Genomic DNA, 24,959 nt, shown 5'->3' on the forward strand with positions numbered 1-24,959 from the left:
TCATTGCGCCCCTTGAGTTCGGACTGAGATGAACTGCTCCTATCGCGATTTTTTCGTATCTGCCACCGACGGGCTGAAGCTCTACGCCCGCGACTATGGCTCTGAGACCGGGGATGCGCTTCCCGTCATATGCTTGCCTGGACTGGCCAGGACCTCTGAAGACTTTCACGATCTGGCCGAGGCCCTGAGCCGGGATCCATCCCACCCGCGCCGTGTTCTGTCTCTGGACTATCGAGGACGTGGGCGCTCCGAATGGGACGAGGACTGGCGCAATTACGACCTCAAGATCGAACTCGACGATACATTACGAATGCTGGCAGCAGCCGGGATCGAAAGGGCAATCTTCATCGGAACTTCCCGCGGCGGCCTGATCACGATGGCCTTGAGTGCGGTCCGTCCTGAACTTATCGCCGGCGCGGTTCTGAACGATGTCGGTCCGGTCCTTGAAGCCAAAGGGCTGATGCGGATCCGAGGCTATGTCGGCAAGCTCTCTACCCCCCGGACTATGAGTGAAGCCGCAGAAATCCTGCGGCAGATCTCGCAGTCTCAGTTTCCTCTTTACACCTACGAGCAATGGGAAAGGATGGCGCGGGGTACTTGGCGTGAGAGTGAAGACGGCTTCGTTCTCAACTACGATCCTAACTTGGCGAAAAACCTCGAGACTCTCGATCTCGAAGGGCCTTTGCCGGATCTGTGGCCGCTGTTCGAGAATTTGAAGCCGGTTCCCCTTCTCGTCATTCGGGGGAACAATTCCGACCTGTTGACGGTCGAAACCCTGCGGATGATGCAGGAGCGGCATCCGCACCTCACAGCCATCACGCTGCCGGACCAGGGTCATACCCCCTCTCTCGACGGCGATCTCATTCAGATCATCAGAGATTTTGCCGTCGGGGTTGATGTCCAGGACTGACAGGAAGCTTCTTCTCCCCGAGATCAGATGGAAAAGGCTTGCGAGCTTTTTCAGTGCCGTGGCCCATTCCACTTCTTCGGTTTTCCGCTTCTTCTAACGCCAAACCAATCCACGTTGCCGAGAACGCTTTGTCAGCGTGAACGAACCATTTGATCGTTCACGCTGACGAAAAGAAAAACCCCGGTGTTGCCACCGGGGTTCTCTCATCCGATCAGGACAAGCCGATTAGAAGTCGCGCTGAACGCGGATACGGCCTTCCCAAACGTCGTTCTTCAGGTCGACCGGATCCGGACCGCGCGGATCGATGTTGGCGTAGAGAACCTCGACACCGAGGTCCAGGCCAGCAACCGGCGTCCAGATCACGTTCGTGCCGGCGCGCCACTCGGTGAAGTCAACACCGATGCCGAGGCCACCCGGGAACACGGCCGGAGCCACGTTCGGGTACTCAACACGAGCCCACGAACCGAACACGTTCTGACGGATGGTCGGGGTCCAGTAGTGACGCAGACCACCGGCGATCGACCAGCCTTCGCCGGTGTGGATGTCGCCGTCCACGCCGACGTAAGCGTCGACAACCGACTCGGTGAGCGAGCCGACGGTGACCGACGAGCCGAAGCCGAGGTAGCCGAGCGCGCCGTCAGCGTAGGACGCGGCGAGCCAGAGGGCGTCGCCAGCGGCCAGCATCGGCAGGTTCACGGAGCCCTGGAGCGAGACCGACCAGCCGAGCTCGGAGTCCGGGAAGTCGAAGATGCCAGGAGCAACTTCAACCAGGTTGTCGCTGCGCAGCTGGTGCAGAGCACCGGAGAGCTGGAGCGAACCCCAGGTGCCGGCGTACTTCAGGTTACCGACAATGTCAGGCATCGTCTGACCGGCTTCGGCGAACACCGAGGTGCCAGCGAAGGTGGTGCCAGCGAAGCGGCCTTCTTCAGCCGACAGCGTGGCCGAGAAGCCGTTGCCGAACGAGAAGGTGTAGGCGAACAGGTTCACGGTCGGGGCGTCCGAGAAGCGGAGCGTGCCGAAGTGGCCCGTCGGCAGGTCGCTGTTGTCGTAGAACGACACGACGCGACCGGCGGTGAGGCCGCCGAACTGGATGAAGGCCTGGTCGACGTTGGCCGTCGTGGCGCTGAAGCCATAGACGCCGGTGTCGCGGGTCATCTCGAAGCGCACGAAGGTGCGGAGCAGACCGTAAGCGGTGGCAGTGCGGGCATCGAGCTGGATGCGGCCACGAGCACGGAAGCCGATCGCATCCTGGGCGCGATCGGTCGGCTCGAGGTAGCGGAACTCGGCGCGAACACGGCCGCCGACGCGGAGGCAGGTTTCGGTGCCGGGGATGTAGAAGAAGCCTGCACCGTAGGTGGAGCAGACGCGCACGTATTCGACAGCAGCGGCCTTCTTCGCGGGAAGGTCGGCGGCTTGAGCCCCGGCGACAGCCGCGAGACCCGCGACCGACCCGAGGAAGAGGCTCTTAGCGAGCTTCATGGTTAAACCTCCAAAGTTTCGAGACCCTGGGGGGCCGGGTTTTTGTGCTTCGGCAGCTTCAACGAAGCCTTCAAACACGTCCCTTTTCCCCTAGTACCCGGCGGCCCGTTTTCATTCGAACTCACCAGGATGACGACTGGGGTGCCCCCGTCGCTGCAGCCACATTATCCAGGACATTTCCGCAAGCAACCGAATGAAGGCACAAAATGGGCAAGAGAGGGGGCTTTTCAGGGGCATGTTGCACAAACGCAACGTTCGGCACCTCCCCCTTAACTGCTTGTTAAGACTATGCGCCCGTTCTTCAGAAATCCTTAAGGAACAAGGATTTTAGCTTGAGCCCGGATGCCGGTGGAGGAGAGGCCAGGCAATGATTGGAGGGCAACCCATAGACCGGGGCTGTGAATAACGCCCGTCACAATTTCGATAGCTCGCTTACCAAGGCACATAGGAAAAGGGCCGGGCGGACCCGGCCTCTCTCGAATCGTAGGACTGTCAGAGGCTAGGCGACCTTGGGACCGATCACGCCTCGGCGAATCTGATCCTCTTCAATGGATTCGAAGAGCGCCTTGAAGTTGCCCTCACCGAATCCGTCGTCGCCCTTGCGCTGGATGTATTCGAAGAAGATCGGTCCGATGGCGGTCTTGCCGAAGCGCTGGAGCAGGACCTTCGTGAAGCCGCCTTCGACCACGCCCTCCCCGTCAATGAGAATTCCGTTTTTCTTCAGACGGTGGAGAGGCTCCTCATGGCTGGGCAGGCGCTTGTCGACACGCGCGTAATAAATCTCGTTCGGTGCCGGCATGAACTCCAGCCCACCCTCAATAAGCGCCTCGATGGATTCGTAGAGATCGTGCGAGCCAAGAGCCACATGCTGGATACCCTCCCCCTTGTACTCCTGCAGATATTCCTCGATCTGCCCGGTCTCGCCTGCATCCTCGTTGATCGGGATGCGGATCTTGCCGTCCGGGCTCGTCATGGCGCGGGAATGCAGACCCGTCAGCTTGCCCTCGATGTCGAAGTAGCGAATCTGTCGGAAGTTGAAGAGGCGCTCGTAGAAGCCGGCCCACTCATTCAGGCGCCCGCGATAGACGTTATGGGTCAGGTGGTCGATGTAATAGAGACCGACGCCCTTCGGCTTCGGATCGGGCTCGCCCAGCCATTCGAAATCCACATCGTAGATCGAGCCTTTCGCGCCATAGCAGTCGACGAAATAGATCTGCAGGCCGCCGATTCCTTCGATGCCCGGGATCTCGAGCTCGTTGGGGCCGACCTGCGTCTCGACCGGCTTGGCGCCCATCGAGAGTGCGCGCTCATAGGCGTATTTCGCATCGGCGACGCGGAAGGCCATGGCCGGCGCCGACGGGCCGTGCTGCGCGGCGAAACGCTCGGCAAAGGAGCCTGGCTGCGCATTGACAATGAAATTGATATCGCCCTGGCGATAGAGAATGACGTTCTTCGAGCGGTGCTTGGCGACGACGCTGAAGCCCATCGTCTTGAAAAGGCGATCCAGGGCCTGCGGGTCGGGATGGCAATATTCCACGAATTCGAAGCCGTCCGTGCCCATGGGATTCTCTTCAGAGATGGCGGCTGGCGGCGCATCGTGCGGGAACGGTCCCATGATTATCCTCCTGTTTTGCCTCTGACGATCGAGAGGCCTGTGCTTCTGAAAACAACGCATTCGCCCTGGAACGGATGCGATTCTTCGTCAGGCCGCGTCGGGCTGATTGGCCGGGGCTGCATCCTGAAAGGCTTTGTGCGCGGCGCAGGCCGTATCGACTGCCACGATCTTCGGATAGGCCTCGAGCGGGATGTTGAAGCGCCGTGCATTGAAGACCTGCGGCACCAGATAGATATCGGCCAGGGTGATCCGGGCACCGAAGGCATAGGGCCCGGGCCCGATGAGAGCTTCGATAGCCTCGAAACCTTCGCGCACCCAATGCGCATACCACTCGTCGGCAGCGGCCTTATCGTGCCCGAGTCGGTTCTTGAGATAGGCCAGCGTTCCGGAGTTGTTGAGCGGATGGATATCGCAGGCGATCAGGCTGGCAATCGCCCGCACCTTTGCGCGAGTGACCGCACCGACCGGCAGCAGGGGCGGCTCGGGATAAACCTCGTCGAGATATTCGAGGATGGCCGGAGACTGGATCAGGGTCGTGGCGCCGATATTGAGGGATGGCACGCGTCGCTGAGGATTGACGGCTTTGTAGCCATCCTCGCGCTGCTCCCCCTTCAGCAGATTGATCGACACGGATTCGTATGTCACGCCCTTCAGGTTGAGAGCGATCCTGACACGGTAGGCGGCAGAGGAGCGGAAATAGGTATAGAGCTTCACGCGTCATCCCCCTCGACGTCCTGAGGCGCCAGCGAACGGGCCTGCTGGGTGAGCTTGTCGATCAAGGCAGCAAACATCTTCTGCTCCTGCGGGGTCAGAGCCGACAGGAGACGCTCCTCGACGGCGAGAGCCTCGGGAGCGACAGCCTCGTAGATCGCCCGCCCTTCCGGGGTCAGGGCGAGCCATTCCTCGCGCCGGTCGTCGAGATTGGGGCGGCGAACAACGAGCCCGCGCTTCTCGAGAGCCGAGACTGCCCGTGAAACGGTGGATTTATGCATGACACCGTCGGGTGCCATGTCCCGCGCCGTGCGGACTTCATATTGCCCAAGCGTGACGATGACCCGCCAAGCGGGAATCGAGAGGCCAAATCGCTCGGCATAAATCTGGGCAAGCGCACTCGACGTCAGGCCCGCCAGAACATTCAGGCGATAAGGGAGGAAGTGCTCCAGAACCACCAGGGGGCCTGGCGCGTCCTCGTTCTTCATTGCAGACTGAGGTGCCATAGTGGACAAAAACCGTTGCTCATGCAACCAATAGATCAAGTTCGTTGCGCATGCAACCAGGTTTGAGAACTCCTGGTTTCCCTCGGAGCACCAACATGTTTGGGCGGAGACGAGGACTTCTGCGATGAGCTCAGGATTTCAACGCCCAGGCGAAACTTGCGACAACCTTCCCCGCACCTATGGTTTCGCGGCAAGCATCAGGTCAGCAAGGACTGGGAAATGGTCCGATCCCAGGTCCCTGCCCACCCTGCTCTCGATAACGCTAAAGCCTCGATTGATGAGAATGTGATCGATCGGCAGCCCGAACAACGGAAACCGAGAAGACCATGTTGCCGTGAATTTGCGCACTCTCGCCGTGTCGTACAATTCAGCATCGCCGATCAGCGACTGAAATGCCGGCGACCAGGGCGTCAAATTGAGATCCCCCATAAGGATGACAGCATCGGTCGAAGCTGCCTTGACCTCGCGTGCGGCGATATCGAGCTGTGTGCGCTGTCGTTTTAGATCGTTCCCGAAGGGTTGAGCGGCATGCAGGCCGACCAATGTGAAGCAACGGGTAGAGAGGTTGGGATGGCACAGACGCGTCGTCAGGACAGAGCGAAATCGCGCGGCACTCCTGTCCGCGGACCAACTCCTGGGCTCCCAGCGGCTGAGGAGTACGACACCGAGCGGGAAGCCCTGATAATCTGAGATGCGATGAGGGTAGCGGTTCTCCCATCCATGCAGGAGATAGCTTGTGTCATGTGGCGCTTCGGCCAACAGGATCACATCCGGATTCTCCCGCTCGACCATCTGCCGAAAAGCATCCGGGTCGGCGCCTTGCCCATGCATGTTGAAGGTCAGAACGCGAAGCCGGACATGATCAGCGGCACTACTGCCTTCAGCGGCACGGACGCCGCCGGATAGGTAAGGTGCCAGAGGAGCAACGTTGATCAGGGTCGTTATAAGGCTCACGACCAAAGCCATCCGTGCAGACGTCAGAAGCGCCATCACGATGGCGACCAATCCTATGGTAGCAAGCTGCGGGCGGAAATGCGTCAGGAGATCGAGCTGCCACGACCAGGGGCCAAGAAAGCTCCCGATCGTCGCCATGCAGACGAGCGCCGCCAATATAACTGGCGGCGCTTTCGCGACCGGTTGAATGGGCCAGAATATGCGCCGCCCCATTCCGGGAACATCCTTCAAGGACTACGCCCGTCCGCGGGTGCGGATCATGAAGGTGTCGAACGCATATTCGTTGAGCTGCCACCAGGGTAGAACATCGTTGCGATAGGCTACCATCGAGTCATAGGCCTTCTTGAAGTCCGCGTTCTTGGCGGAGAGCTCGGCATAGAGCTCGTTGGCGGCCTTGAGCGAGGCCTCCAGGATGGCCGGGGAGAAGCTACGCAGCTCAGCGCCCGCACCGACCATGCGGCGCAGGGCCTGGCCATTCACCGCATCGTACTTCGCCAGCATCCAGTTGTTCGCGGCTTCCGTCGCCTGGTTCATAATGGCCTGATATTGCTTCGGCAGCTCGTTCCACTTCTGCTGGTTGACGACGAGGTGCAGCATCGCGCCACCCTCCCACCAGCCGGGAGCGTAATAGTATTTGGCGACCTTCAGGAAGCCGAGCTTCTCGTCATCGTAAGGACCGACGAACTCGGCTGCGTCGAGGGTGCCGCGCTCCAGCGCCGGATAGACGTCGCCGGGAGCGATCTGCTGCGGCACGACGCCAAGCTTGGCCAGAACCTGCCCACCCAGGCCGCCGATGCGGAACTTGAGGCCCTTAAGGTCATCGATGGTGTTGATTTCCTTGCGGAAGAAGCCGCCCATCTGGGCGCCGGAATTACCGCAGACGAGGGAGGTGCAGTTATACCGCGCCATCACCTCGTTGATGATTTCCTTGCCGCCGGCGAAGTGCCACCAGGAATGGAGCTGGCGTGCATTGAGGCTGAACGGCAGGCCCGTGCCCATGGCCAGGGCCGGCTCCTTGCCGATGTAGTAGTAGAGCGGGGTATGGGCGCATTCCACGACGCCGTTCTGCACCGCATCCATGGCCTGCAGGCCACCAACGATCTCGCCTGGGGCGAAGACCTGAATCTGGAACTTGTTGTCGGTCGCCTCCGCCATGTACTGGGCGAAGGTCTGGGCGGTGCCGAAGATCGTATCGAGGGATTTCGGGAAGCTCGAGGTCAGACGCCAGCGGATTTCCGGCATGCTCTGGGCGATGGCCGGGGCCGCCACCGTTCCGGCCGCAGCAGCAAGCCCTGCCCCTTTCAGAAAGTTTCTTCTCTTCATCGTCGTCATTGGCGTTTCCCCGGAAAGCATTCTGTTGCAAGTTGAATGGACCATAACAACCCGGTCGGTGGCAATGAAGCTCTCCTCCCTCAACCAAGGCCGTGACGGCCGCCTCGTCATCGTCTCGAAAGACCTGACCCGCGCGACAGATGCTTTTTTCATTGTTCCGACGCTTCAGCAAGCCTTGGACAATTGGGAAAAAGTCGAGCCTCAATTGCGTGACCTCGCAGAGCAGCTGGAGCATGGTTCCGTACCGGCCTTCCGCTTCCACGAGCATGACTGTGCCTCGCCGCTGCCCCGCGCCTATCAATGGGCCGACGGCTCGGCTTATGTGAACCATGTGGAGCTGGTGCGAAAGGCGCGCGGTGCCGAGATGCCGGCCTCTTTCTGGGCTGATCCGCTCATGTATCAGGGTGGCTCCGATTCCTTCCTGGGACCAAGGGATCCGATCCTGGCGATGGGCGAGGCCCATGGGATCGACTTCGAGGCCGAGGTCGCGGTGATCACGGACGACGTCCCGATGGGCGCGAGCCGCGAGGAGGCAGCCAGAGCCATCCGCCTGATCGTCCTCGTGAACGACGTCTCGCTCCGGAACCTGATTCCCGACGAGCTGGCAAAAGGCTTCGGCTTCTTCCAGGCCAAGCCCTCCTCCACCCTCTCGCCGGTGGCCGTCACGCCCGACGAGCTGGGCGAGGCCTGGGACGGCGGCAAACTCCACCTCCCCCTGCTCTCCAGCCTCAACGGCAAGCCTTTCGGCAAGCCCAATGCGGGCGTCGACATGACGTTCGACTTCCCGACCCTGATCGCTCACGCGGCCAAGACCCGGCCGCTCGGAGCCGGCACGGTCATCGGCTCCGGAACGGTCTCCAATAAGGACGAGGCAGGCGGACCGGGCAAGCCGATCACAGATGGCGGCCTCGGCTATTCCTGCCTGGCGGAGCTGCGCACCGTGGAGACGATCCTTCAGGGCGAGGCGAAGACGCCCTTCATGCGCTTCGGCGACACGATCCGCATCGAGATGAAGGACAGGCAGGGCCACTCGATCTTCGGAGCCATCGAGCAGAAGGTCGAGGCCTATCGCAAGGAAGGCTGAAAGGCCCCATAGGCGACGCCATTCGGCGCTCTACGTTCATGCTTCCAGCAAAGCATGGAGCGGCCCATGGATGACCATGTCTACAAGATCGTCGAACTCGTCGGCTCGTCCGAGACCAGCATCGAGGATGCCATCCAGACGGCGATCCGGCGCGCGAACCATACCTTGCGGAACCTGCGCTGGTTTGAGGTCATCCAGACCCGCGGCCATGTGGAGGACGGCGAGGTGCGGCATTATCAGGTGGTGATCAAGGCTGGATTTACTTTGGAGGCAGGTGGGTAACCGGCCGCTCCCCGGTGTCATTCCCGGCCGGAGATGGCGGAGCCATTGGAGGGGAAGGGAATTCACGATGTTAGCGTGCAGCTGGATCCCCTGCTCTCGCCTCGCTCGCCGGGGATGACAACCGCCTCGTCATGGTCGGGCTTGTCCCGGCCATCCCGATTGGAAAAGCGCTGAGCCTCACTTCATCGAGATCACCGGCACAAGGCCGGTGATGACGTGAGAGTTTCGGTCTAGCGCATCGTGCGGACCCGAAGGGCCACGCGAGTGAAAAGTGGACCCGGTTTTCACTGACGTGGCCCTTCGGGTCGCTGACGCGGACCTCCGGGTCCGCTCCGACCGATGCGCTCTTCAAAGAGTGGGCCATCGGACCCAAAAGTGAGCCCACTTTTAGGTCCGGTGCTCTAGGCGTGCAACGCACTGGATCCTTCCGCAGTCAGTCCGCTACTTCACCTCGGCCTCGTAAATGTAGAGCGTGGACTTGTCGTCCTCGGGCATGAAGTAGCCGCGGATTCCGGAATCGCTCGTTTCCATCCAGACCGGGTTGTGGGTCATGTCCATACCGCCGGCCGACCAGAGCAGGACCGGCGTCTGGAAGATCGGGCGGCCGTCGGCGAGGTTGACGAGATCGAGCCCGCCGAGACGGAACGGAGCAGCCTCCGGCGTCACGCGCATCTCGGTCACGCCGGAGCACAGCATGCGGCTTTTGCCGACATATTTGCAGTCCTGGTAATCGAGAGAATGCGAGGTGTTGAGCGCCCGCAGCTTCTCGGGACTTTCGTTCGCATTGGTGGGCTTGCCATTGGAATCGAGAGACCAGCGATAGAAGCGGCGCGAACCCCAGCTCACTCCGTGCAGGGACTTGTCGGCGGTGTTGTGCACCACGCCGCCGATATGATCGGCGAAGCGGAACATCTCCTCGGCCTTCATGGTCTCCGGATCGACGCGATAGACGATGGAACGGCTGTTCGGCCGATACTCGGCCACGGGAACCCAGATATATTTCCCGTCATAGTCGATCCCGCCCGGATGATAGATCGTACCTTCACCCAGGGTGATATCGGCAATGAGATTGCCTTTCATGTCGAGCTTGAACAGGTGCCCGACACCGGCGCCCGTATCGCGATCATATCCGTCCACCGGCTGCGGAAACCGCTTGGTCGGTTGCTGGATCTCGACGGACGACACGAACAGCGTATCGCCGATCTTCACCATGCCCTGCGGATGATGGGTGAGGAAATTGACCGGAACAGCGGAAACGGGCTTCCACTGTGTTCCGCGCGACAGCTTCGTCACGCGCTCGGCCAGCGCGTCCCGGTCGGGCTCCGCAGCCATGAGGGCCGCGGGCGCAGCCCCGAGGCAGAGCATCGTCAGAATCGTAGTCAGGCAACGTCTCGAAAAGCAGCCCATCGCGTTCCTCCTTCAGTGACGATCCGCTTCTAACGAGCGGGTGATGTCAGTTTAGTGTCGCGCCCGACGTCCCGCTATCCATTCGTAAAGACGTTTTAGTCGAGGGCCTCCTTTCTGGGCCTCTTGTCTTGACCGCCGCGATGTGGCTTGGTCGCAAAAAGTGCAATGCGAGGGAGAATATCCATGCCCGATCCCACCTTGTGGGGGTTGTTCGTCGTGGCATCGGTGGTGCTGCTTCTGACACCCGGCCCGGCCGTGCTCTTCATCATCGCGCGCTCGGTCCAGCAGGGCCGGACAGCGGGGCTCGTCTCCGTGATGGGGATCCATCTCGGCACCATCGTCCACATCGTTGCGGCAGCGGTCGGGCTTTCAGCCCTGATCGTGTCCTCGGCCCTTGCCTTTGCGATCGTCAAGTATCTCGGTGCCGCCTATCTCATCTGGATGGGCATCCGCACCCTCATGGCCAAGGATCCCAGCCCCGAAATGCCCTTGGTCCCCGCCGAGCCACTGCACCGCGCCTTTCGCGACGGCTTCGTGGTCAATCTCTTCAATCCGAAGACGGCGATCTTCTTCCTCGCCTTTCTGCCACAATTCGTCGATCCCGCGCGCAGCGCGCTCCATTGGCAGATCCTCATCCTTGGCCTGACCTTCATGGGGCTCGGCATCTTGAGCGATGGAATCTTCGCGCTGCTGGCCGGGGCAGCCGGCGATGCCCTTCGCCGCAGCCGGCGTCTCCAGCGTCTCCTGCGCTGGTTCTCCGGAACCTCGTTCATCGGCCTCGGGGTCACCGCAGCCCTGGCGACGCGCAAGTAGGCCGTCATCCTGGGCCGCAGAGGATGATAGCGCCCCGCGATCTCTATCCCGCGATCTCTACGAAGAGCCGAACGCCTGCCCCAAATCTCACGTCATCACCGGCCTTGTGCCGGTGATCCCGAGGGATTGAAGCGCCGCGCCTCACAGGATCAGGATGGCCGGGACTGCCCCGGTCGCGTCCGGGGACGGCCATGACGTTGACGCCGCCCATCCTCTCCGTGGAGGAAGAAAGCCTGCATTCTGTAAAAAGGGGCGCCGTAGCGCCCCTTCATGAAGCAAGCCGCTGGTTCATAGGATGAAGAACTCGGTGTACTTCAGTTCCTTGCTGACGTCCTTGGAGAACTTGAAGATTTCGATCGCCTTCTTCGAGCCCGAGCCGTCGGCATCGTAGTACAGGGTCTTCGTCTTCTTACTGTAGACCAGATAATCGTTCTGATCCTTGGCCTTGTCGCCTATCATGAAGAATTTCTTGTTCAGCTTGCCCGGATTGACCTCCGAGCCCTTGCCCAGTTTTGGCATGTACTTGTTGTCGAGCCAGATCGCGTCGTCTGCGGCCTTGTAGTCGTAGATCGTATCGAGGTTCTTGCTCTTGCTAGGCTTGTTGGCGTCAAAAACGAAGATATCGCGGCCCACACCGCCATAGAGCTTGTCGCTGCCCGAACCGCCGGAGATCGTGTCATCTCCCTCGCCGCCCTTGATCGTGTTCTTGCCGACATTGCCCTTGATCGTGTTGTCGAGGGCGTTACCGGTGATGTTCAGGTTGGACTTGCCGGAGGCAGTGACGCTCACCACGCCCGGGTCCAGCGTCACGCTCTTCGTGACCTGGACCGTCGGTGAAGCCAGCAATTGGTCGAGGGTGAACCGGCCTTCGGCAAAATCAAAGAACTCGACACCGAGAACGGTATCCTGACCATCACCGGCTCGGTTGTCGATGATAGCGACCTGATCGGTCCCATTCGTTGTGACCGCATAGTTCAAGCGGCTTCCCGCATAGGCCACGACGTCGACGCTCGTCCCACCGTCCAGCGTGTCATTGCCTGCCCCACCCGAGAGCGTATCGTTGCCGTTTTCCCCTCTCAGGCGATTGTTGAGGCCATCGCCGATAATCGTGTCCGCATTGTCCGTGCCGCGAATACGCTCGATGGCGATCAGCGTGTCGAGATTACCCGTGGCATCCCGGACCTGTCCCTTGGTGAGATCGATCGTCAATCCGGTCTGGAGCCCCACGGCTCTTGCATCAGCCCGGTAGTCGACCTCATTGATGCCGAGGGTGCCGTTGAAGATATCGTTCCCCGCATAGCCGATGAAGCGCTGGTTGCCGGCGCCCGAGCCGCCAATGAACGTATCCGCGCCGTCGGTGCCGAACACCGCGTCAATGGCGAAGAAAGTATCGGTGCCCCCACCGTTGCCGGTTTTCTTGACAGTTCCAGAGCGGGCGGTCGAACCGAAGGTCACTACGATCCCCGTGAAGCCCAGATTGCTGTAGTTCAGCACATTCCAGTTCAGGTCCGGATTGTCGTCAGCCCCGATCTCACCGCCATGGATCGTATCGTTGCCGGCGCTGCCGACGAACAGATCCTCCTCCTCGCCTGATCCCACGTTGGAACCGCCGACGAGAACGTCATTACCGTCGCCGCCATCCAGCGTGTCATTGCCGCGACCGCCGCTCAATGTGTCGTCACCGCCGGCGCCGCGCAGCCGGTTGTTGAGTTCGTTGCCGATGATCGTGTCGGCGAGGTCCGTGCCGCGGACACGCTCGATTTTAATCAGCGTGTCGGTATCGCCGAAGACGTCGGTTACCTCGCCCGCTACGAGATCGATGGTTAGGCCTGACGTAAGGTTCGTGCTCCGCCCTTCCTGTCGATAATCGACCTCGTTGATGCCCAAGGTGCCGTCGAAGACGTCATCGCCGGCATAACCGACGAAGCGCTGGTTGCTGGCGCCTGAGCCGCCGATGAACATGTCCGCACCGTCGGTGCCGAACACGGCATCGATGGCGTGGAACGTGTCAATGCCGCCACCGCCGCCCGTCTTTTGTACGGTTCCGGCCCGAGAGGTCGCGCCGAATGTGACCGTGATGCCCGTAAACCCGGCAGCGTTGTGGTAGTTGAGCACATTCCAGTTCGCGTCCGGGTCGTCGTCTGCGCCGACTTTGCCGCCATGGATCGTATCGTCGCCGGCGCTGCCCTCGAACAGATCCTCCCCGAAACCTCCGCCGATGCCGCCGATCATGACATCGTTGCCCTCACCGCCATCCAGTGTATCGCTGCCAAGACCACCATTCAGCGTATCGTTGCCGCTGTCGCCCCGCAGCCGGTTGTTGAGGCTGTCCCCGATCAGGTGGTCGTTATGGCGGGTTCCCCGCAGGAACTCGATGTTCTTCAGCTTGTCGACGTCGCCGTTGAACCACGAAACGGTCACGAACCCGTCGGCGCCGACTTTCGACAGATCGACGTCGACGCCAATGCCGCTCTCGCGTGCATCGTTCCGATAATCGACCTCGTCGTCACCGGCCCCGCCGTCGAAGGTGTCGTTGCCCCCGAAGCCGCGGAAACGCTGGAAGCCATCATGGCCGATGAAGTGATCGTCGAACTGAGTTCCGTGAACCGCCTCGATGCCGGTGAACGTGTCGATTTCGTTCAAACCGTTGGCCCGAACCGTTCCGGTCCCTTCGCTCGTAAACTCAACGGTAATGCCATTCGGCCGGTTCATCAGATTGGATTCGGCGAGGTAGATGAGATCGTCGAACCCCTCGCCGCCATCGATCGTGTCGTTCCCGAAGCCCGCGACCAGTTCATTGTTATTGTCATTCCCGAAGATCGCGTCATCTCCGACGAGAAACAGGTCGAAGATGTCACGGATTGTGTAGGCGGGATTCGCCAGCGCATCATCGAACACGAACTGGGCAAGGTTCAGCCCCGTGAATTCCGCAACGACAGTCGTGCCGTCCGCTTCGACCAGCTCTATTTCGCTGATCGTCCCTGCACCCGTATTGAGGCCGGTTCCCGTGACGACGACCTTCCGAATCCCGATCGTATAGACCAGTCTCGTGCTGGTAGACTCTCCGTCAGGCACCTCTGGGAAGGGCGCGGGAAAGAACTGGTCGAGAGCGAACCCCTCGTCGGAGATAATGCTAAAATTGGCCACGATGTCCCTCCAAGACGATATATCGTCTCAGATTATTCATCCATGGGCCTAGGAGTATATCCCAGAAGAGGTATTCAACGCGCTTTTGAAAGGATGTTGCAAAAAAACATCACCCCTCCAGTTCCTCGCGCAGTATTTCAAGCTCCAGCCACCGCTCCTCGGCCGCGTGCAGCTCCGTCTGCAATTGCGTAAGCGCGTCCATGGCTTTCTGGAAGCGGGCGGGGTCGCGGGAATAGAGTTCCGGATCGGCAAGGATCTCCTGCACCTTGGCGATCTTGGCTTCAATCTCACCCATGCGCTGAGGCAGAGTCTTAAGGTCGTGCTGCTCGTTGAAGGAGAGCTTACGCTTTGCTTGAGCCGGAGCAACCGTGGCCGGCCTATCGGCGCTCTTCGGCTTTGCTTCCTTCTCGACCACGCGGGCCTGAACACCACGGCCGCGCTGGGCCACCATGTCGGTATAGCCGCCTGCATATTCGAGCCAGCGCCCTTCGCCTTCCGAGACCAGGACGGAACTGACCGTGCGGTCGAGGAAATCGCGGTCGTGGCTGACAAGGATCGCGGTGCCGGAATAATCCTGGATCATCTCTTCCAGGAGATCGAGGGTTTCGAGATCGAGATCGTTGGTCGGCTCGTCGAGCACGAGCAGGTTCGAGGGCTGCGCCAAAGCACGGGCCAGCATGAGGCGGTTGCGCTCGCCGCCGGAGAGCACACCCACGGGGGTGCGGGCCTGTTCGGGCGAGAACAGGAAGTCCTTCATGTAGCCGATCACATGCTTGGTCTGGCCACCAATGGTGACCGTATCGCCGCGCCCACCGGTGAGTGTTTCCGCCACGGTGGCGTCGGGATCGAGACTCGCGCGGCGTTGATCGAGCGTCACCATCTGCAGGTTGGAGCCGAGCCGCACCCGGCCCTCATCCGGCTCCAGGGCGCCGGTGAGCATGTTGATGAGGGTCGTCTTGCCGGCCCCGTTCGGCCCGATGATGCCGAGCCGGTCGCCGCGCAGAACGCGTAGGGACAGGTTCGAGACGATGGGGCGGTCGCCATAAGTCTTGGCGATGCCCTCCGCCTCGACCACAAGGGTGCCGGACTGCTCGGCTTCTGCCAGGCTCATATTGACGGTGCCGACGGCGCGGGTGCGCTCACGGAATTGCTGTCGCATGGCATGGAGATTGCCGAGGCGCCGCACATTGCGCTTGCGCCGGGCTGTCACGCCGTAGCGCAGCCAGTCGGCCTCGGCCACGAGTTTGCGGCCCAGCTTGTGGTGCTCCGCTTCCTCCTGCTCCAGGACTTGATCGCGCCATTCCTCGAAATGGGCAAAGCCTCGGTCCATGCGCCGGGTCCTGCCGCGGTCGAGCCAGATGGCCGCCTGGGACAGGCTCTCCAGGAAGCGGCGGTCGTGGCTGATGAGCACGAGGGCCGAGCGGAGACCCTTCAGCTCCCCTTCGAGCCATTCGATCACCGGCAGGTCGAGATGGTTCGTGGGCTCATCGAGGAGCAGGATGTCGGGCTCTGGCGCCAGAACATGGGCGAGCGCCGCACGCCGGGCCTCGCCGCCGGAAAGGTCAGCGGGCTTCTCCTCGCCGGTCAGGCCTAGCTGCTCTAGCAGGTAGCGGGCCCGGTAGGGATCGTCGCCTGGTCCAAGCCCCGCCTCCACATAGGCGAGCGTCGTCGGATAGGTGGAGAGATCCGGCTCCTGCGCCAGATAGCGCACTGTGGCTCCTGGCTGCACGAAGCGCTTGCCATGGTCGGCTTCGACGAGACCTGCGGCGATTTTAAGCAGGGTGGACTTGCCCGAACCGTTGCGGCCGACAAGGCAGGCCCGCTCGCCTGGGGAGACGGAAAGCTCGGCGCTCTCGATCAGGGGCGTGCCGCCGAACGTGAGAGCGATGTCTTGGAGGAGGAGAAGAGGAGGAAGCGCCATCGCCGCTCACCTGACACCTCTTAGTCGCAGATGCAAGGCCGCTCCGTTTTGTTACGGGGTGGACGGTCGTCGAACTTTATGTTCCCCTTCCAACGTTAAGCTGAGCGTTTGAATGACACTGACGAGGCGTCTGCTTCTTCTTGCTGTGATCTCGGTTCTGCCGGCGATCGTCATCTGGACTTACACGGAAGTCTCTCTGCGCCGCGCCCGGGAAGCCGAGGTGAACGACCTCGCCATCAGGCAAGCGCAGCTGGTGGGAGCGGAGCTTGAGCGGATCTTCGACGGCATCCACAGCCTTCTGCTTGCCGTAGACGAGACCCCCTCCATCCGCTCTTTCGACACAGCTGCGTGCAGCCCCTATCTGAAGGCCATTCAGGAAAAGGTTCCCTACATCCTGTCCTTCGTGGCGATGGACATCAGCGGACATGTTCGCTGTCGGCCGGTCGGGACCATCGACACACAGCACTATTTCGCCGATCGCGCCTATTTCCATGATGCGCTGGGCAAGCTGGGATTCGTTGTCGGAGACTATACTCCTGTCTTCGAGGAAGGGGGTCTTGGGCCCCACCCCGTATTGCCCCTGGCTCTGCCGATCTGGAACGACCGAGGTGACGTGGTCGGCGTCCTGGCGGCGGCCCTGGATTTGCGCTGGCTCAATCAAAAGGTGAAAGAGCGCACCGTGCCGGAGGACGGCTCGGTGACGATTGCCGACCGGAGAGGCATTGTGATCGTGCAGCACCCTCATCCGGAACGCATGCTCGGAAAGCTGCTTCCCCAGGAGTATCAGGCTCAAGCCAGGGCGAAGACCGCCGGGACTGCCGAAACCATCAGCACGGACGGCGTCAAGCGGGTTCTGGGCTATATCCCCCTCGGAGTCCCGCCCAGAAATATTTACATCAACGTAGGCCTGTCGACGAAGGCCGCCTTCGCGTCGATCAACCAGGCAGCGAGGCGCGGCTTCATGCTGATCGCAGCGGCGCTCATCCTGGCCCTGTCCCTGTCCGCCCTCCTCAGCCGCGCCTTCATCACGAGACCGTTCGAACTCTTGACGAACGGCATCCGAGCCTGGCGCCAGGGCGATTACCAGGCGCGCATCGATCTTCCGGGGAAGTCCGGTGAGTTCGGCATCCTGGCGCGGGCCTTCAACGATCTGATGGATGACGTGGCCGAGCGCCAGAAGGCGCTTCAGGCGAGCGAAGAGAGAGCACGCCTGGCCCTTGAAGCTGGGCATATGGGAACCTGGTGGTACGACCCGACCAAGAGTGTCGGCGGCTGGTCCAGCCAGGCAACCGCGATGCTAGGGCTTCCTCATGCGAACGAGATCATGGACCACCAATACTGGCTGGACATCCTCCATCCCGAGGATTTGGATCGTGTCGTTCAGAAATGGTACGATACCGTAAAAAACCAGGGGGATTACCAGGACGAATATCGGATCCGGCTGCCGAACGGCAGTCTTCGCTGGATCAATTCCAGGGGCCGGGTTTTCTTCGACATCCAGAAAAGGCCGGTCTATTTCATCGGGATCTTCCAGGACATCACGGAACAGAAACATGCGGAGGAGCAGCAGCGCTTCTTCCTCGACGAGTTGAACCACCGGGTGAAAAACACCCTGACCACCGTGCAATCCATCGCCTCCCAAACCCTGCGCACGACCGAGACCCCGGCCCAATTCAAGGAAGCCTTCGAGGGCCGCCTGCTCGCTTTGTCGAAAACGCACAACCTGCTGACGCGCAAATCCTGGCGCGAGGCGGAATTGCGCGATGTGGCCGAGCAGGAACTGGCACCCTATCGCAAGCAGGGCGATGAACGGATTGTTCTCAATGGGCCGAATGTCAGGCTACCGGCGCGCTATGCCATCAACCTGGGCCTTGTGCTGCATGAACTGGTGACGAATGCCGCCAAATACGGAGCGCTTTCGACCAATGCGGGGCGCCTCGAAATGAATTGGTCGATCGTCGAGAACGATGATCGCCCGGATCAATTGCGAATCCATTGGTCCGAGAGCGGTGGGCCGCCCGTCGCGCCGCCGAAACGCCAGGGCTTTGGCTCGCGCCTGATCCGCCGCAGCATCGAGGGTGAATTGGGCGGCTACATGGTGCTCAACTTCGCGGAAGGCGGCGTCGCCTATGACATCTCTGTCCCCCTCGCTCACACGGCGAGTGCGGCAGCCTAGAGATCGGCGATCTTCATCTCGTGAATCGAGACTGAAACCATTCTCAACACGGCATCGGACAAGACGGATTGACGAAGCGGCAGAGATCGCAAGGATGAGCTCAATCGTTATCAGGAGCATGATGTTGAGCAGCCCCTCCCCTGTGCTGTCGATCGAAAACCTCTCCATCGGCCTTCCTGCCCTGGCCGACCGGCAGCACGCGATCAAGAATCTGTCGCTTTCCATCAATCCGGGCGAGACGCTCTGTGTCGTGGGCGAATCCGGCTCGGGCAAGTCGATGACCGCCATGGCGACCATCGGCCTCCTGCCCGCTGGCGTGGAGGCCCTGTCCGGCTCGATCAGGCTCGGCGAGCGCGATCTTCTCGCCCTCAATGAGGCTGGCTGGTGCGACGTGCGCGGCAGGGAGGTCGGCACGGTCTTCCAGGAGCCGATGACCTCGCTCAACCCGGTGATGCGTGTGGCGGACCAGATCGCAGAGACTTTTCGCGCCCACGGCCTACTCACCCCTGCCGAGCGCGACCGTCGAGTGCTCGACCTCCTCACCGAGGTCAACCTGCCGAACCCCGAGCTGATCGCGAAAGCCTATCCGCACGAGCTCTCCGGCGGTCAGCGCCAGCGGGTAATGATCGCCATGGCCCTAGCGCTGGAACCCAAACTCCTCATTGCCGACGAGCCCACGACCGCGCTCGACGTGACCACCCAGGCCCAGGTGCTGAAGCTGATCGACAACCTACGCCACAAGAAGGGCACGGCGGTGCTCTTCATCACCCACGATTTCGGCGTGGTGGCCGAGATCGCCGACCGGGTCGCCGTGCTCCAGCACGGCGAACTCGTCGAGCAGGGACCGGCCGTGGAGGTGCTCACCCGCCCGCAGCATCCCTATACCAAGCGCCTCCTGGCAGCGGTGCCATCGCTGACCCCTCCCGCTCCGAAGCTCCTCGCCGGTGAACCGATCACCCTGAAGGTGGATGCCCTGACCAAATCCTATGGCGGGCGCGGCTTCTTCCGGAGAAGTCGCGAGGTCCAGGCCGCCGACGCGGTGAGTTTCGACATCAGACGCGGCGAGACCCTGGGGCTCGTGGGCGAATCCGGCTCCGGAAAGTCGACCGTGGGACGCTGCGTGCTGCGCCTCATCGAGCCGGACGGCGGCGCCATCGAGATCGGTGACTTGAGTTTCAGCTCCCTGTCCCAGCGCGAGCTGCGTCCCTACCGGCGCAGGATCCAGATGGTGTTTCAGGATCCCTTCGCCTCCCTCAACCCACGGCGAACCGTTGGGCGCATCATCGCCGAGGGGCCAATCACGCAAGGCGAAGACCCGGCCAAGGCCCTGGACGAGGCGCGCATCCTTCTGGAGAAAGTCGGCCTGCCCGCCAAGGCCATCGAGCGCTATCCGCACGAGTTCTCCGGCGGCCAGCGCCAGCGCATCGGCATCGCCAGGGCGCTCGCCATGAAGCCGGACGTGCTGGTGGCGGACGAGGCGGTCTCAGCCCTCGACGTGTCGGTTCAGGCCGATATCCTCAAGCTGATCCGAGGGCTGCAGGAAGAGCTCGGCCTTGCCATTCTCTTCATCACCCACGATCTGCGGGTTGCAGCCCAGATCTGCGACCGCGTGGCAGTTATGCAAAAAGGGCGGATTGTGGAAATGGCCGAAACCGCGCAACTCTTCGCCCATCCGCGGGACGCGTATACGCGCCAGCTCCTGGCCGCCGTGCCGGGCATGAACAAGATGATTTAGGGAGACGAAATCCGTGAACGATCAGGTCAGTGCGACGCTCGCGCCCAACATGGTGTTCCAGAATCTCATAGGCGGACGCGACCGCCCGGCCTCAGACGGCCTGACCCTCGACGTCCTGTCGCCTATCGACGGCTCGCTCCTCGCCCGGATCGCAGCCGGAACCGCCCAGGACATCGACGAGGCAGTCAAGGCCGCCCGTGAGGCTTTTGACGGTGCCTGGGGCAAATTGACGGCGACCGAGCGCGGACGCCTGCTCATGAAGCTCGCTGCGGCCGTCGAGGCCCATGCGGACGAACTCGCCATTCTCGAGAGCCGCGACAACGGCAAGCCTCTGCGCCAGTCGCGGGCCGATGCCATCGCGCTCGCCCGCTATTTTGAGTTCTACGGCAGCGCCGCCGACAAGCTGCACGGCGATGTGATCCCCTATCTCAACACCCATTTCATCGGTGTCGAGCGGGTGCCGCATGGGGTGACCGGGCATATCGTGCCGTGGAACTACCCGATGCAGATCTTCGGCCGTTCGGTCGGTGCGGCGCTTGCCGCCGGCAACGCCACCGTGGTGAAGCCTGCGGAGGATGCCTCGCTCACGATCCTGCGCGTCTCGGCGCTGGCCCGCGAGGTCGGCTTCCCCGATGGCGCGCTCAACATCGTGACGGGCCTCGGCCGCACGGCGGGCGCGGCCCTTGCCGCTCATCCGGGCATCGATTTCCTATCCTTCACCGGCAGCCCGGAGACTGGCACGGCCGTTCAGACGGCGGCGGCGAAGAACCATGTAGGCGTCACCCTCGAACTCGGCGGCAAATCGGCCCAGTTGGTTTTCGACGATGCAGATCTCGAACGCGCTTTGCCCACCCTCGTCAACGCCATCATCCAGAACGGCGGCCAGACCTGTTCGGCCGGTAGCCGCCTCCTGATCCAGCGCGCCATCTTCCAGGACGTGGTCGATGCGGTGGCCGAGCGCTTCCGCGGCCTGCGCGCCGGACATCCTGAGCGCGAGCCCGATCTTGGGCCGATGATCAACCAGGCCCAGCAGCGCCGCGTCCTCGGCTATCTGGAGCGCGGCCGCAACGAGGGCCTGAATGTCATTGGCGAAGGCGTGGTCGCGCTCGACGCACCGGCAGGCGGCTTTTACGTAGCCCCGGCCTTCCTGGCGCCGGTGCCGCATGAGAGCATCCTGTCGCAGGAAGAGGTTTTCGGCCCGGTTCTGGTGGCGACGCTCTTCGAGGACGAGGCGGACGCAATCCGGCTGGCAAACGGTACGCCTTACGGCCTTGCCGCAGGCGTATGGACGCGCGATGCCATGCGCTCCACCCGCGTCGGCCGCTCCATGCGCGTGGGCCAGGTTTTCGTGAACTGCTACGGCGCCGGCGGCGGCATCGAGCTGCCCTTCGGCGGCTTCGGCCGCTCGGGCCATGGCCGCGAGAAGGGTTTTGAGGGTCTGATCGAGTTCACAACGACGAAGACGCTCGTGATCGCGCATGGATAGGTGGCCACGGGTCGCCCCTCCCGTGTCATCACCGGCCTTGTGCCGGTGATCCCGCTTCGGTGAAGCGCCGCGCTCCTCCAGTCGAGATGGCCGGGACAAGCCCGGCCATGACGTCAGAGAATGGTTTGCCCATCTCACCATCCCCCTACCCTACCTACAAGGGGAAGGGACACGAAAACGAACGCCTCTCAGAATGAGGCCGAGGATGAAACAAGCTGACTTTTTGAAAAGGGAAGAAATATGAATCGCCTTGAAGGCAAGGTCGCGCTGATCACAGGCGCCGGCTCCGGTTTCGGCTTAGGGATTGCGGAAACCTTCGCCCGCGAGGGTGCAAAGGTCGCTATCATCGACATCAATGAAGCAGCAGCCAAGGCGGCGGCGGAGAAGATCGGCGCATCCGCCATCGGCCTCGCCGCCGACGTGTCGAAGGCCGCCGATGTGAACGCGGCCGTGGAGAAGACCGTTGCCGCTTTCGGCAAGCTCGACATCGTCGTCAACAACGCCGGCATCAGCCATCGCAACCGGCCGATGCTGGAGGTCGAGGAAGATGAGTTCGACCGCGTCTTCGCGGTCAACGTGAAGTCGATCTATCTCTTCGCCAAGGCGGCCGTTCCGCTGATGCAAAGTCAAGGCGGCGGCGCGATCATCAATGTCGGCTCGACGGCTGGCCTGCGCCCGCGTCCGGGCCTCACCTGGTACAACAGCACCAAGGGCGCCGTGCACACCATGACCAAATCCATGGCCGTGGAGCTCGCCCCCAACAAGATCCGCGTCTGCGCGTTGGCCCCAGTCGCCGGCGAGACGCCGCTGCTCGCCACCTTCATGGGTGAAGACACGCCCCAGAAGCGTGAGTTGTTCGTCAACTCGATTCCCCTCGGCCGCTTCTCCACCCCGCAGGATATCGCCAACGCAGCGCTCTACCTCGCCTCGGACGAAGCCAGCATGATCACCGGTGTCGTGCTGGAGGTCGACGGCGGGCGGTGTATTTAAAGCCTCACTGATCAGGCGCAACAGGCCCTCTCCCCCCTTGTGGGGGAGAGATGGAGAGGGGGTGGGAGCGATAGCCGATCAAGGTCCGGCGGCCAGCCCCCTCCCTAGCCCTCCCCCCACAAGGAGGGAGGGGATACCCGCGCTATCCTCGTCCCGCGATCCCGGATCGCCTGTGGCGTCCGGGATGACACAAGACGTCCCCGCCTCAATTCTTCCGCCACTCGAACGGCAGCGGCGCCTCCTTGAAGGCGAACCGGTCGAGATGCGAGGTCACGACGCCTTTCATCCTCTGAAGGGTCTCATCGTCCTGCGCTTCCACGCTCACCGTCAATGCCTCGGGATCAGCCTTCATGGTGGCAACTGCGCTCGGAAAGCGCACGATGCCCTCGTTCTCCGATAATTGAACGTCCAGCTTGTGGCTCCAGTGCTTGCAAAGCTGCTGGAGGTATCTGGCGCCGTTCGCGGTGGACACCCGCGCGGTCTCAAGAGCCATTCTTTTAGCCTTTCATTCCGCCTGTAGCCTCGAACCGGCCGGCATCCGGCGGATCTGTTCACTCCAATGCTTAAGCCTCAGTCACGCTGAAGTTAAGTGAAGAATCGGTAATGAGCATCTTCCATCCGGCGCCGTCCTGCGTAAGGTTAGGCCACCGCGATCTGTCGCCGCCTATACCGGATGGAGTTCAAGCCTGATGACGAAGCGCTTCCTGACTGCCGCCTTTCTTCTCTCCGTCAGCGTCATCCCGGCCTATGCCGCCAAGACCTCCCTCGTGGTGGGCATGCCCATCGAGCCGCCGGGTCTCGATCCGACCGTGGCCGCTCCCGTGGCCATTCGCGAAGTGACCTGGGTCAATCTCTATGAGGGCCTCGTGCGCATCGACCGGACCGGCAAGGTCCAGCCGCTTCTGGCGAAGAGCTGGGAGGTCTCGCCGGACGGCCTGACCTATACCTTCCGCCTGCAGGAGGGTGTGAAGTTCCATGACGGCTCGGCCTTCGATTCCGCCGACGTGAAGTTCGCCTTCGACCGCGCCCGCGATCCGAAATCGACCAACGCGCAGAAGCAGATCTTCGCGCCGATCGCCTCCATCGAGACGCCTGATCCCGCGACCGTGGTGATCAAGCTGAAGGAGACTTCGGGCAACTTCCTCTATTATCTTGGCTGGGGCGACGCGGTGATCGTGGCGCCGGAGACGGCGGAGAACAACAAAGCCAATCCGGTCGGCACCGGGCCCTTCAAGTTCAAGTCCTGGACGCGCGGCGACCGGGTCGAACTCGTGCGCAATCCCGATTACTGGCAGAAGGACAAGATCAAGCTCGACAGCGTCACCTTCCGCTTCATCAATGATGCGCAGGCGCAGGTCGCAGCCCTTAAAGCCGGCGATGTCGATGCCTTCTCCAATCTCGGCGCACCCGAACTCTTCGCCGAGTTCCAGAAGGATTCGCGCTTCAAGGCGGTTGCCGGCAACACCGAAGGTGAGATCGTCGCTGGCCTCAACAGCGCGAAGAAGCCGTTTGACGACGTGCGCGTGCGCCGCGCGCTCATGCATGCGGTGGATCGCAAGGCGCTGGTCGAGGGAGCCTATTCCGGCTTCGGCCAGCCCATCGGCAGCTTCTTCTCGCCGAACCATCCGGCCTTCGTGGATACGACCAATATCGTTGCCTACGATGTCGAGAAGGCTAAGGCGCTGCTGAAGGAAGCAGGCTACGGTAACGGTCTGTCGATCACCATCAAGAGTCCACAGATGGCCTATGCCAGCCGCTCGGCGGAGCTGCTCTCCGCCATGATGTCCGAGGTCGGCGTGGACCTGAAGATCATTCCCACGGAGTTTCCGGCCAAGTGGATCGAAGAGGTCTTCAAGAACAAGGATTACGACGTCACCATCGTGTCGCACACGGAGCCGCTCGACATCGATATCTTCGCCCGCGACAACTATTACTTCAATTACAAGAACGACAAGTTCAAGGCCGCTCTGGCGGAAGCCGCCAAGACAACGGACGAGAAGGCACGCTACGCCAAATATGCGGAAGCTCAGAAGATCCTCGCGGAAGATGTCCCCGCTCTATTCCTCTTCCAGCTGCCGAAGCTCGGCGTGTGGAACGCGAAGGTGAAGGGTCTGTGGGAAAACTCACCGATCCCGTCGAACGATGTGACGGAGGTTTCGTGGAGCGAGTGAGCCTGGCGCATCGACGCGCGCCGTTTCCTCTGGAACGCCACCTCATCACCGGCCTTGTGCCGGTGATCCCGATGCGAGAGGCGCTGCGTTCCACATAATCGGGTTGGCCGGGACGAGCCCGGCCATGACGAGTGGGTGTCTTTTCCGGCCGAAGCGTCAACGGAGGGGAAGGGAATCCACGGACACGTGCTATATTATGGATCCCCTTCCCGGCCTGCGGCCGCCGGGGATGACACTTGC

Annotated in this window: 19 protein-coding genes; 9 read left to right on the forward strand and 10 right to left on the reverse strand. The window is 61.9% G+C overall.

Annotation, left to right across the window (positions count from 1 at the left end; translation table 11 throughout):
• Positions 1-28 precede the first annotated feature (28 nt).
• Positions 29-910: an alpha/beta fold hydrolase gene (locus JO965_RS17270; protein WP_203440191.1), complete on the forward strand. Its 882-nt coding sequence runs from the start codon at positions 29-31 to the stop codon at positions 908-910.
• Between the two features lie 225 nt (positions 911-1,135).
• Here JO965_RS17270 and JO965_RS17275 read toward each other — a convergent pair whose 3' ends face one another.
• The 6 genes from JO965_RS17275 to JO965_RS17300 all read right to left on the reverse strand — a co-directional run bounded on the left by JO965_RS17275 (position 1,136) and on the right by JO965_RS17300 (position 7,498).
• The gene (locus JO965_RS17275) at positions 1,136-2,389 is read right to left on the reverse strand and encodes a porin (protein WP_203440193.1); all 1,254 of its coding nucleotides are present in this window, start codon (positions 2,387-2,389) and stop codon (positions 1,136-1,138) included.
• A gap of 499 nt (positions 2,390-2,888) precedes the next feature.
• On the reverse strand, positions 2,889-4,004 hold the full coding sequence (gene hppD, locus JO965_RS17280; RefSeq protein WP_203440195.1) for a 4-hydroxyphenylpyruvate dioxygenase: 1,116 nt from the start codon (positions 4,002-4,004) through the stop codon (positions 2,889-2,891).
• A gap of 87 nt (positions 4,005-4,091) precedes the next feature.
• Entirely contained in the window at positions 4,092-4,718 is a 627-nt protein-coding gene (gene maiA / locus JO965_RS17285) for a maleylacetoacetate isomerase (protein WP_203440197.1), read from the reverse strand.
• Positions 4,715-5,203 carry a MarR family winged helix-turn-helix transcriptional regulator gene (locus tag JO965_RS17290; RefSeq protein WP_203440199.1) on the reverse strand — a complete coding sequence of 163 codons (489 nt, stop codon included), beginning with the start codon at positions 5,201-5,203 and terminating at the stop codon, positions 4,715-4,717. The genes maiA and JO965_RS17290 overlap by 4 nt, the downstream gene beginning before the upstream one ends.
• A gap of 195 nt (positions 5,204-5,398) precedes the next feature.
• On the reverse strand, positions 5,399-6,313 hold the full coding sequence (locus JO965_RS17295) for an endonuclease/exonuclease/phosphatase family protein (protein ID WP_203440201.1): 915 nt from the start codon (positions 6,311-6,313) through the stop codon (positions 5,399-5,401).
• Between the two features lie 96 nt (positions 6,314-6,409).
• Complete coding sequence (locus tag JO965_RS17300) at positions 6,410-7,498, reverse strand: TRAP transporter substrate-binding protein (protein WP_203444239.1); 1,089 nt, start codon at positions 7,496-7,498, stop codon at positions 6,410-6,412.
• Between the two features lie 73 nt (positions 7,499-7,571).
• Here JO965_RS17300 and JO965_RS17305 point away from each other — a divergent pair, with 73 nt between their 5' ends.
• Both JO965_RS17305 and JO965_RS17310 read left to right on the forward strand, forming a co-directional pair.
• On the forward strand, positions 7,572-8,591 hold the full coding sequence (locus tag JO965_RS17305; protein WP_203440203.1) for a fumarylacetoacetate hydrolase family protein: 1,020 nt from the start codon (positions 7,572-7,574) through the stop codon (positions 8,589-8,591).
• Positions 8,592-8,657: 66 nt separating this feature from the next.
• A complete protein-coding gene (locus tag JO965_RS17310; RefSeq protein ID WP_203440205.1) occupies positions 8,658-8,873 on the forward strand; it encodes a dodecin in 216 nt (71 codons plus the stop codon).
• A 441-nt stretch (positions 8,874-9,314) separates the two neighbouring features.
• Here JO965_RS17310 and JO965_RS17315 read toward each other — a convergent pair whose 3' ends face one another.
• Positions 9,315-10,280, reverse strand: coding sequence for a DUF6454 family protein (locus JO965_RS17315; protein ID WP_203440207.1), 966 nt, complete (start codon positions 10,278-10,280; stop codon positions 9,315-9,317).
• A gap of 183 nt (positions 10,281-10,463) precedes the next feature.
• Between JO965_RS17315 and JO965_RS17320 the strand changes: the two genes are divergently transcribed.
• Positions 10,464-11,093 carry a LysE family translocator gene (locus JO965_RS17320; protein ID WP_203440209.1) on the forward strand — a complete coding sequence of 210 codons (630 nt, stop codon included), beginning with the start codon at positions 10,464-10,466 and terminating at the stop codon, positions 11,091-11,093.
• Positions 11,094-11,381: 288 nt separating this feature from the next.
• Here JO965_RS17320 and JO965_RS17325 read toward each other — a convergent pair whose 3' ends face one another.
• On the reverse strand, positions 11,382-14,240 hold the full coding sequence (locus JO965_RS17325) for a calcium-binding protein (protein ID WP_203440211.1): 2,859 nt from the start codon (positions 14,238-14,240) through the stop codon (positions 11,382-11,384).
• Between the two features lie 109 nt (positions 14,241-14,349).
• Positions 14,350-16,161, reverse strand: coding sequence for an ABC-F family ATP-binding cassette domain-containing protein (locus JO965_RS17330; RefSeq protein WP_203440221.1), 1,812 nt, complete (start codon positions 16,159-16,161; stop codon positions 14,350-14,352).
• Between the two features lie 112 nt (positions 16,162-16,273).
• Here JO965_RS17330 and JO965_RS17335 point away from each other — a divergent pair, with 112 nt between their 5' ends.
• From JO965_RS17335 to JO965_RS17350, 4 genes are all read left to right on the forward strand, one after another.
• Positions 16,274-18,337, forward strand: coding sequence for a sensor histidine kinase (locus JO965_RS17335; RefSeq protein WP_203440232.1), 2,064 nt, complete (start codon positions 16,274-16,276; stop codon positions 18,335-18,337).
• A 94-nt stretch (positions 18,338-18,431) separates the two neighbouring features.
• Positions 18,432-20,072 (forward strand): ABC transporter ATP-binding protein, encoded by a 1,641-nt coding sequence (locus JO965_RS17340; protein WP_246776601.1) that lies wholly within the window; start codon positions 18,432-18,434, stop codon positions 20,070-20,072.
• 49 nt (positions 20,073-20,121) lie between these two features.
• Positions 20,122-21,558, forward strand: coding sequence for an aldehyde dehydrogenase family protein (locus JO965_RS17345; RefSeq protein WP_203444241.1), 1,437 nt, complete (start codon positions 20,122-20,124; stop codon positions 21,556-21,558).
• A 240-nt stretch (positions 21,559-21,798) separates the two neighbouring features.
• Positions 21,799-22,548 carry an SDR family oxidoreductase gene (locus JO965_RS17350; RefSeq protein WP_203440234.1) on the forward strand — a complete coding sequence of 250 codons (750 nt, stop codon included), beginning with the start codon at positions 21,799-21,801 and terminating at the stop codon, positions 22,546-22,548.
• 205 nt (positions 22,549-22,753) lie between these two features.
• Here JO965_RS17350 and JO965_RS17355 read toward each other — a convergent pair whose 3' ends face one another.
• Positions 22,754-23,041, reverse strand: coding sequence for a DUF2218 domain-containing protein (locus JO965_RS17355; RefSeq protein ID WP_203440235.1), 288 nt, complete (start codon positions 23,039-23,041; stop codon positions 22,754-22,756).
• 196 nt (positions 23,042-23,237) lie between these two features.
• Between JO965_RS17355 and JO965_RS17360 the strand changes: the two genes are divergently transcribed.
• Positions 23,238-24,719 carry an ABC transporter substrate-binding protein gene (locus JO965_RS17360; RefSeq protein ID WP_203440236.1) on the forward strand — a complete coding sequence of 494 codons (1,482 nt, stop codon included), beginning with the start codon at positions 23,238-23,240 and terminating at the stop codon, positions 24,717-24,719.
• Positions 24,720-24,959: the final 240 nt, after the last annotated feature.

The organism is Microvirga sp. VF16 (genome assembly GCF_016864375.1).
GTDB lineage: Bacteria > Pseudomonadota > Alphaproteobacteria > Rhizobiales > Beijerinckiaceae > Microvirga.

Bases quoted from the DNA above. Each gene is read 5' to 3' on its own strand.
- JO965_RS17270 (WP_203440191.1), top strand. From the start codon at position 29: ATGAACTGCTCCTATCGCGATTTTTTCGTATCTGCCACCGACGGGCTG.
- JO965_RS17275 (WP_203440193.1), bottom strand. From the start codon at position 2,389: ATGAAGCTCGCTAAGAGCCTCTTCCTCGGGTCGGTCGCGGGTCTCGCG.
- hppD (WP_203440195.1), bottom strand. From the start codon at position 4,004: ATGGGACCGTTCCCGCACGATGCGCCGCCAGCCGCCATCTCTGAAGAG.
- JO965_RS17290 (WP_203440199.1), bottom strand. From the start codon at position 5,203: ATGAAGAACGAGGACGCGCCAGGCCCCCTGGTGGTTCTGGAGCACTTC.
- JO965_RS17295 (WP_203440201.1), bottom strand. From the start codon at position 6,313: ATGGCGACGATCGGGAGCTTTCTTGGCCCCTGGTCGTGGCAGCTCGAT.
- JO965_RS17300 (WP_203444239.1), bottom strand. From the start codon at position 7,498: ATGAAGAGAAGAAACTTTCTGAAAGGGGCAGGGCTTGCTGCTGCGGCC.
- JO965_RS17305 (WP_203440203.1), top strand. From the start codon at position 7,572: ATGAAGCTCTCCTCCCTCAACCAAGGCCGTGACGGCCGCCTCGTCATC.
- JO965_RS17310 (WP_203440205.1), top strand. From the start codon at position 8,658: ATGGATGACCATGTCTACAAGATCGTCGAACTCGTCGGCTCGTCCGAG.
- JO965_RS17315 (WP_203440207.1), bottom strand. From the start codon at position 10,280: ATGGGCTGCTTTTCGAGACGTTGCCTGACTACGATTCTGACGATGCTC.
- JO965_RS17320 (WP_203440209.1), top strand. From the start codon at position 10,464: ATGCCCGATCCCACCTTGTGGGGGTTGTTCGTCGTGGCATCGGTGGTG.
- JO965_RS17330 (WP_203440221.1), bottom strand. From the start codon at position 16,161: ATGGCGCTTCCTCCTCTTCTCCTCCTCCAAGACATCGCTCTCACGTTC.
- JO965_RS17335 (WP_203440232.1), top strand. From the start codon at position 16,274: ATGACACTGACGAGGCGTCTGCTTCTTCTTGCTGTGATCTCGGTTCTG.
- JO965_RS17340 (WP_246776601.1), top strand. From the start codon at position 18,432: ATGAGCTCAATCGTTATCAGGAGCATGATGTTGAGCAGCCCCTCCCCT.
- JO965_RS17345 (WP_203444241.1), top strand. From the start codon at position 20,122: ATGGTGTTCCAGAATCTCATAGGCGGACGCGACCGCCCGGCCTCAGAC.
- JO965_RS17350 (WP_203440234.1), top strand. From the start codon at position 21,799: ATGAATCGCCTTGAAGGCAAGGTCGCGCTGATCACAGGCGCCGGCTCC.
- JO965_RS17355 (WP_203440235.1), bottom strand. From the start codon at position 23,041: ATGGCTCTTGAGACCGCGCGGGTGTCCACCGCGAACGGCGCCAGATAC.
- JO965_RS17360 (WP_203440236.1), top strand. From the start codon at position 23,238: ATGACGAAGCGCTTCCTGACTGCCGCCTTTCTTCTCTCCGTCAGCGTC.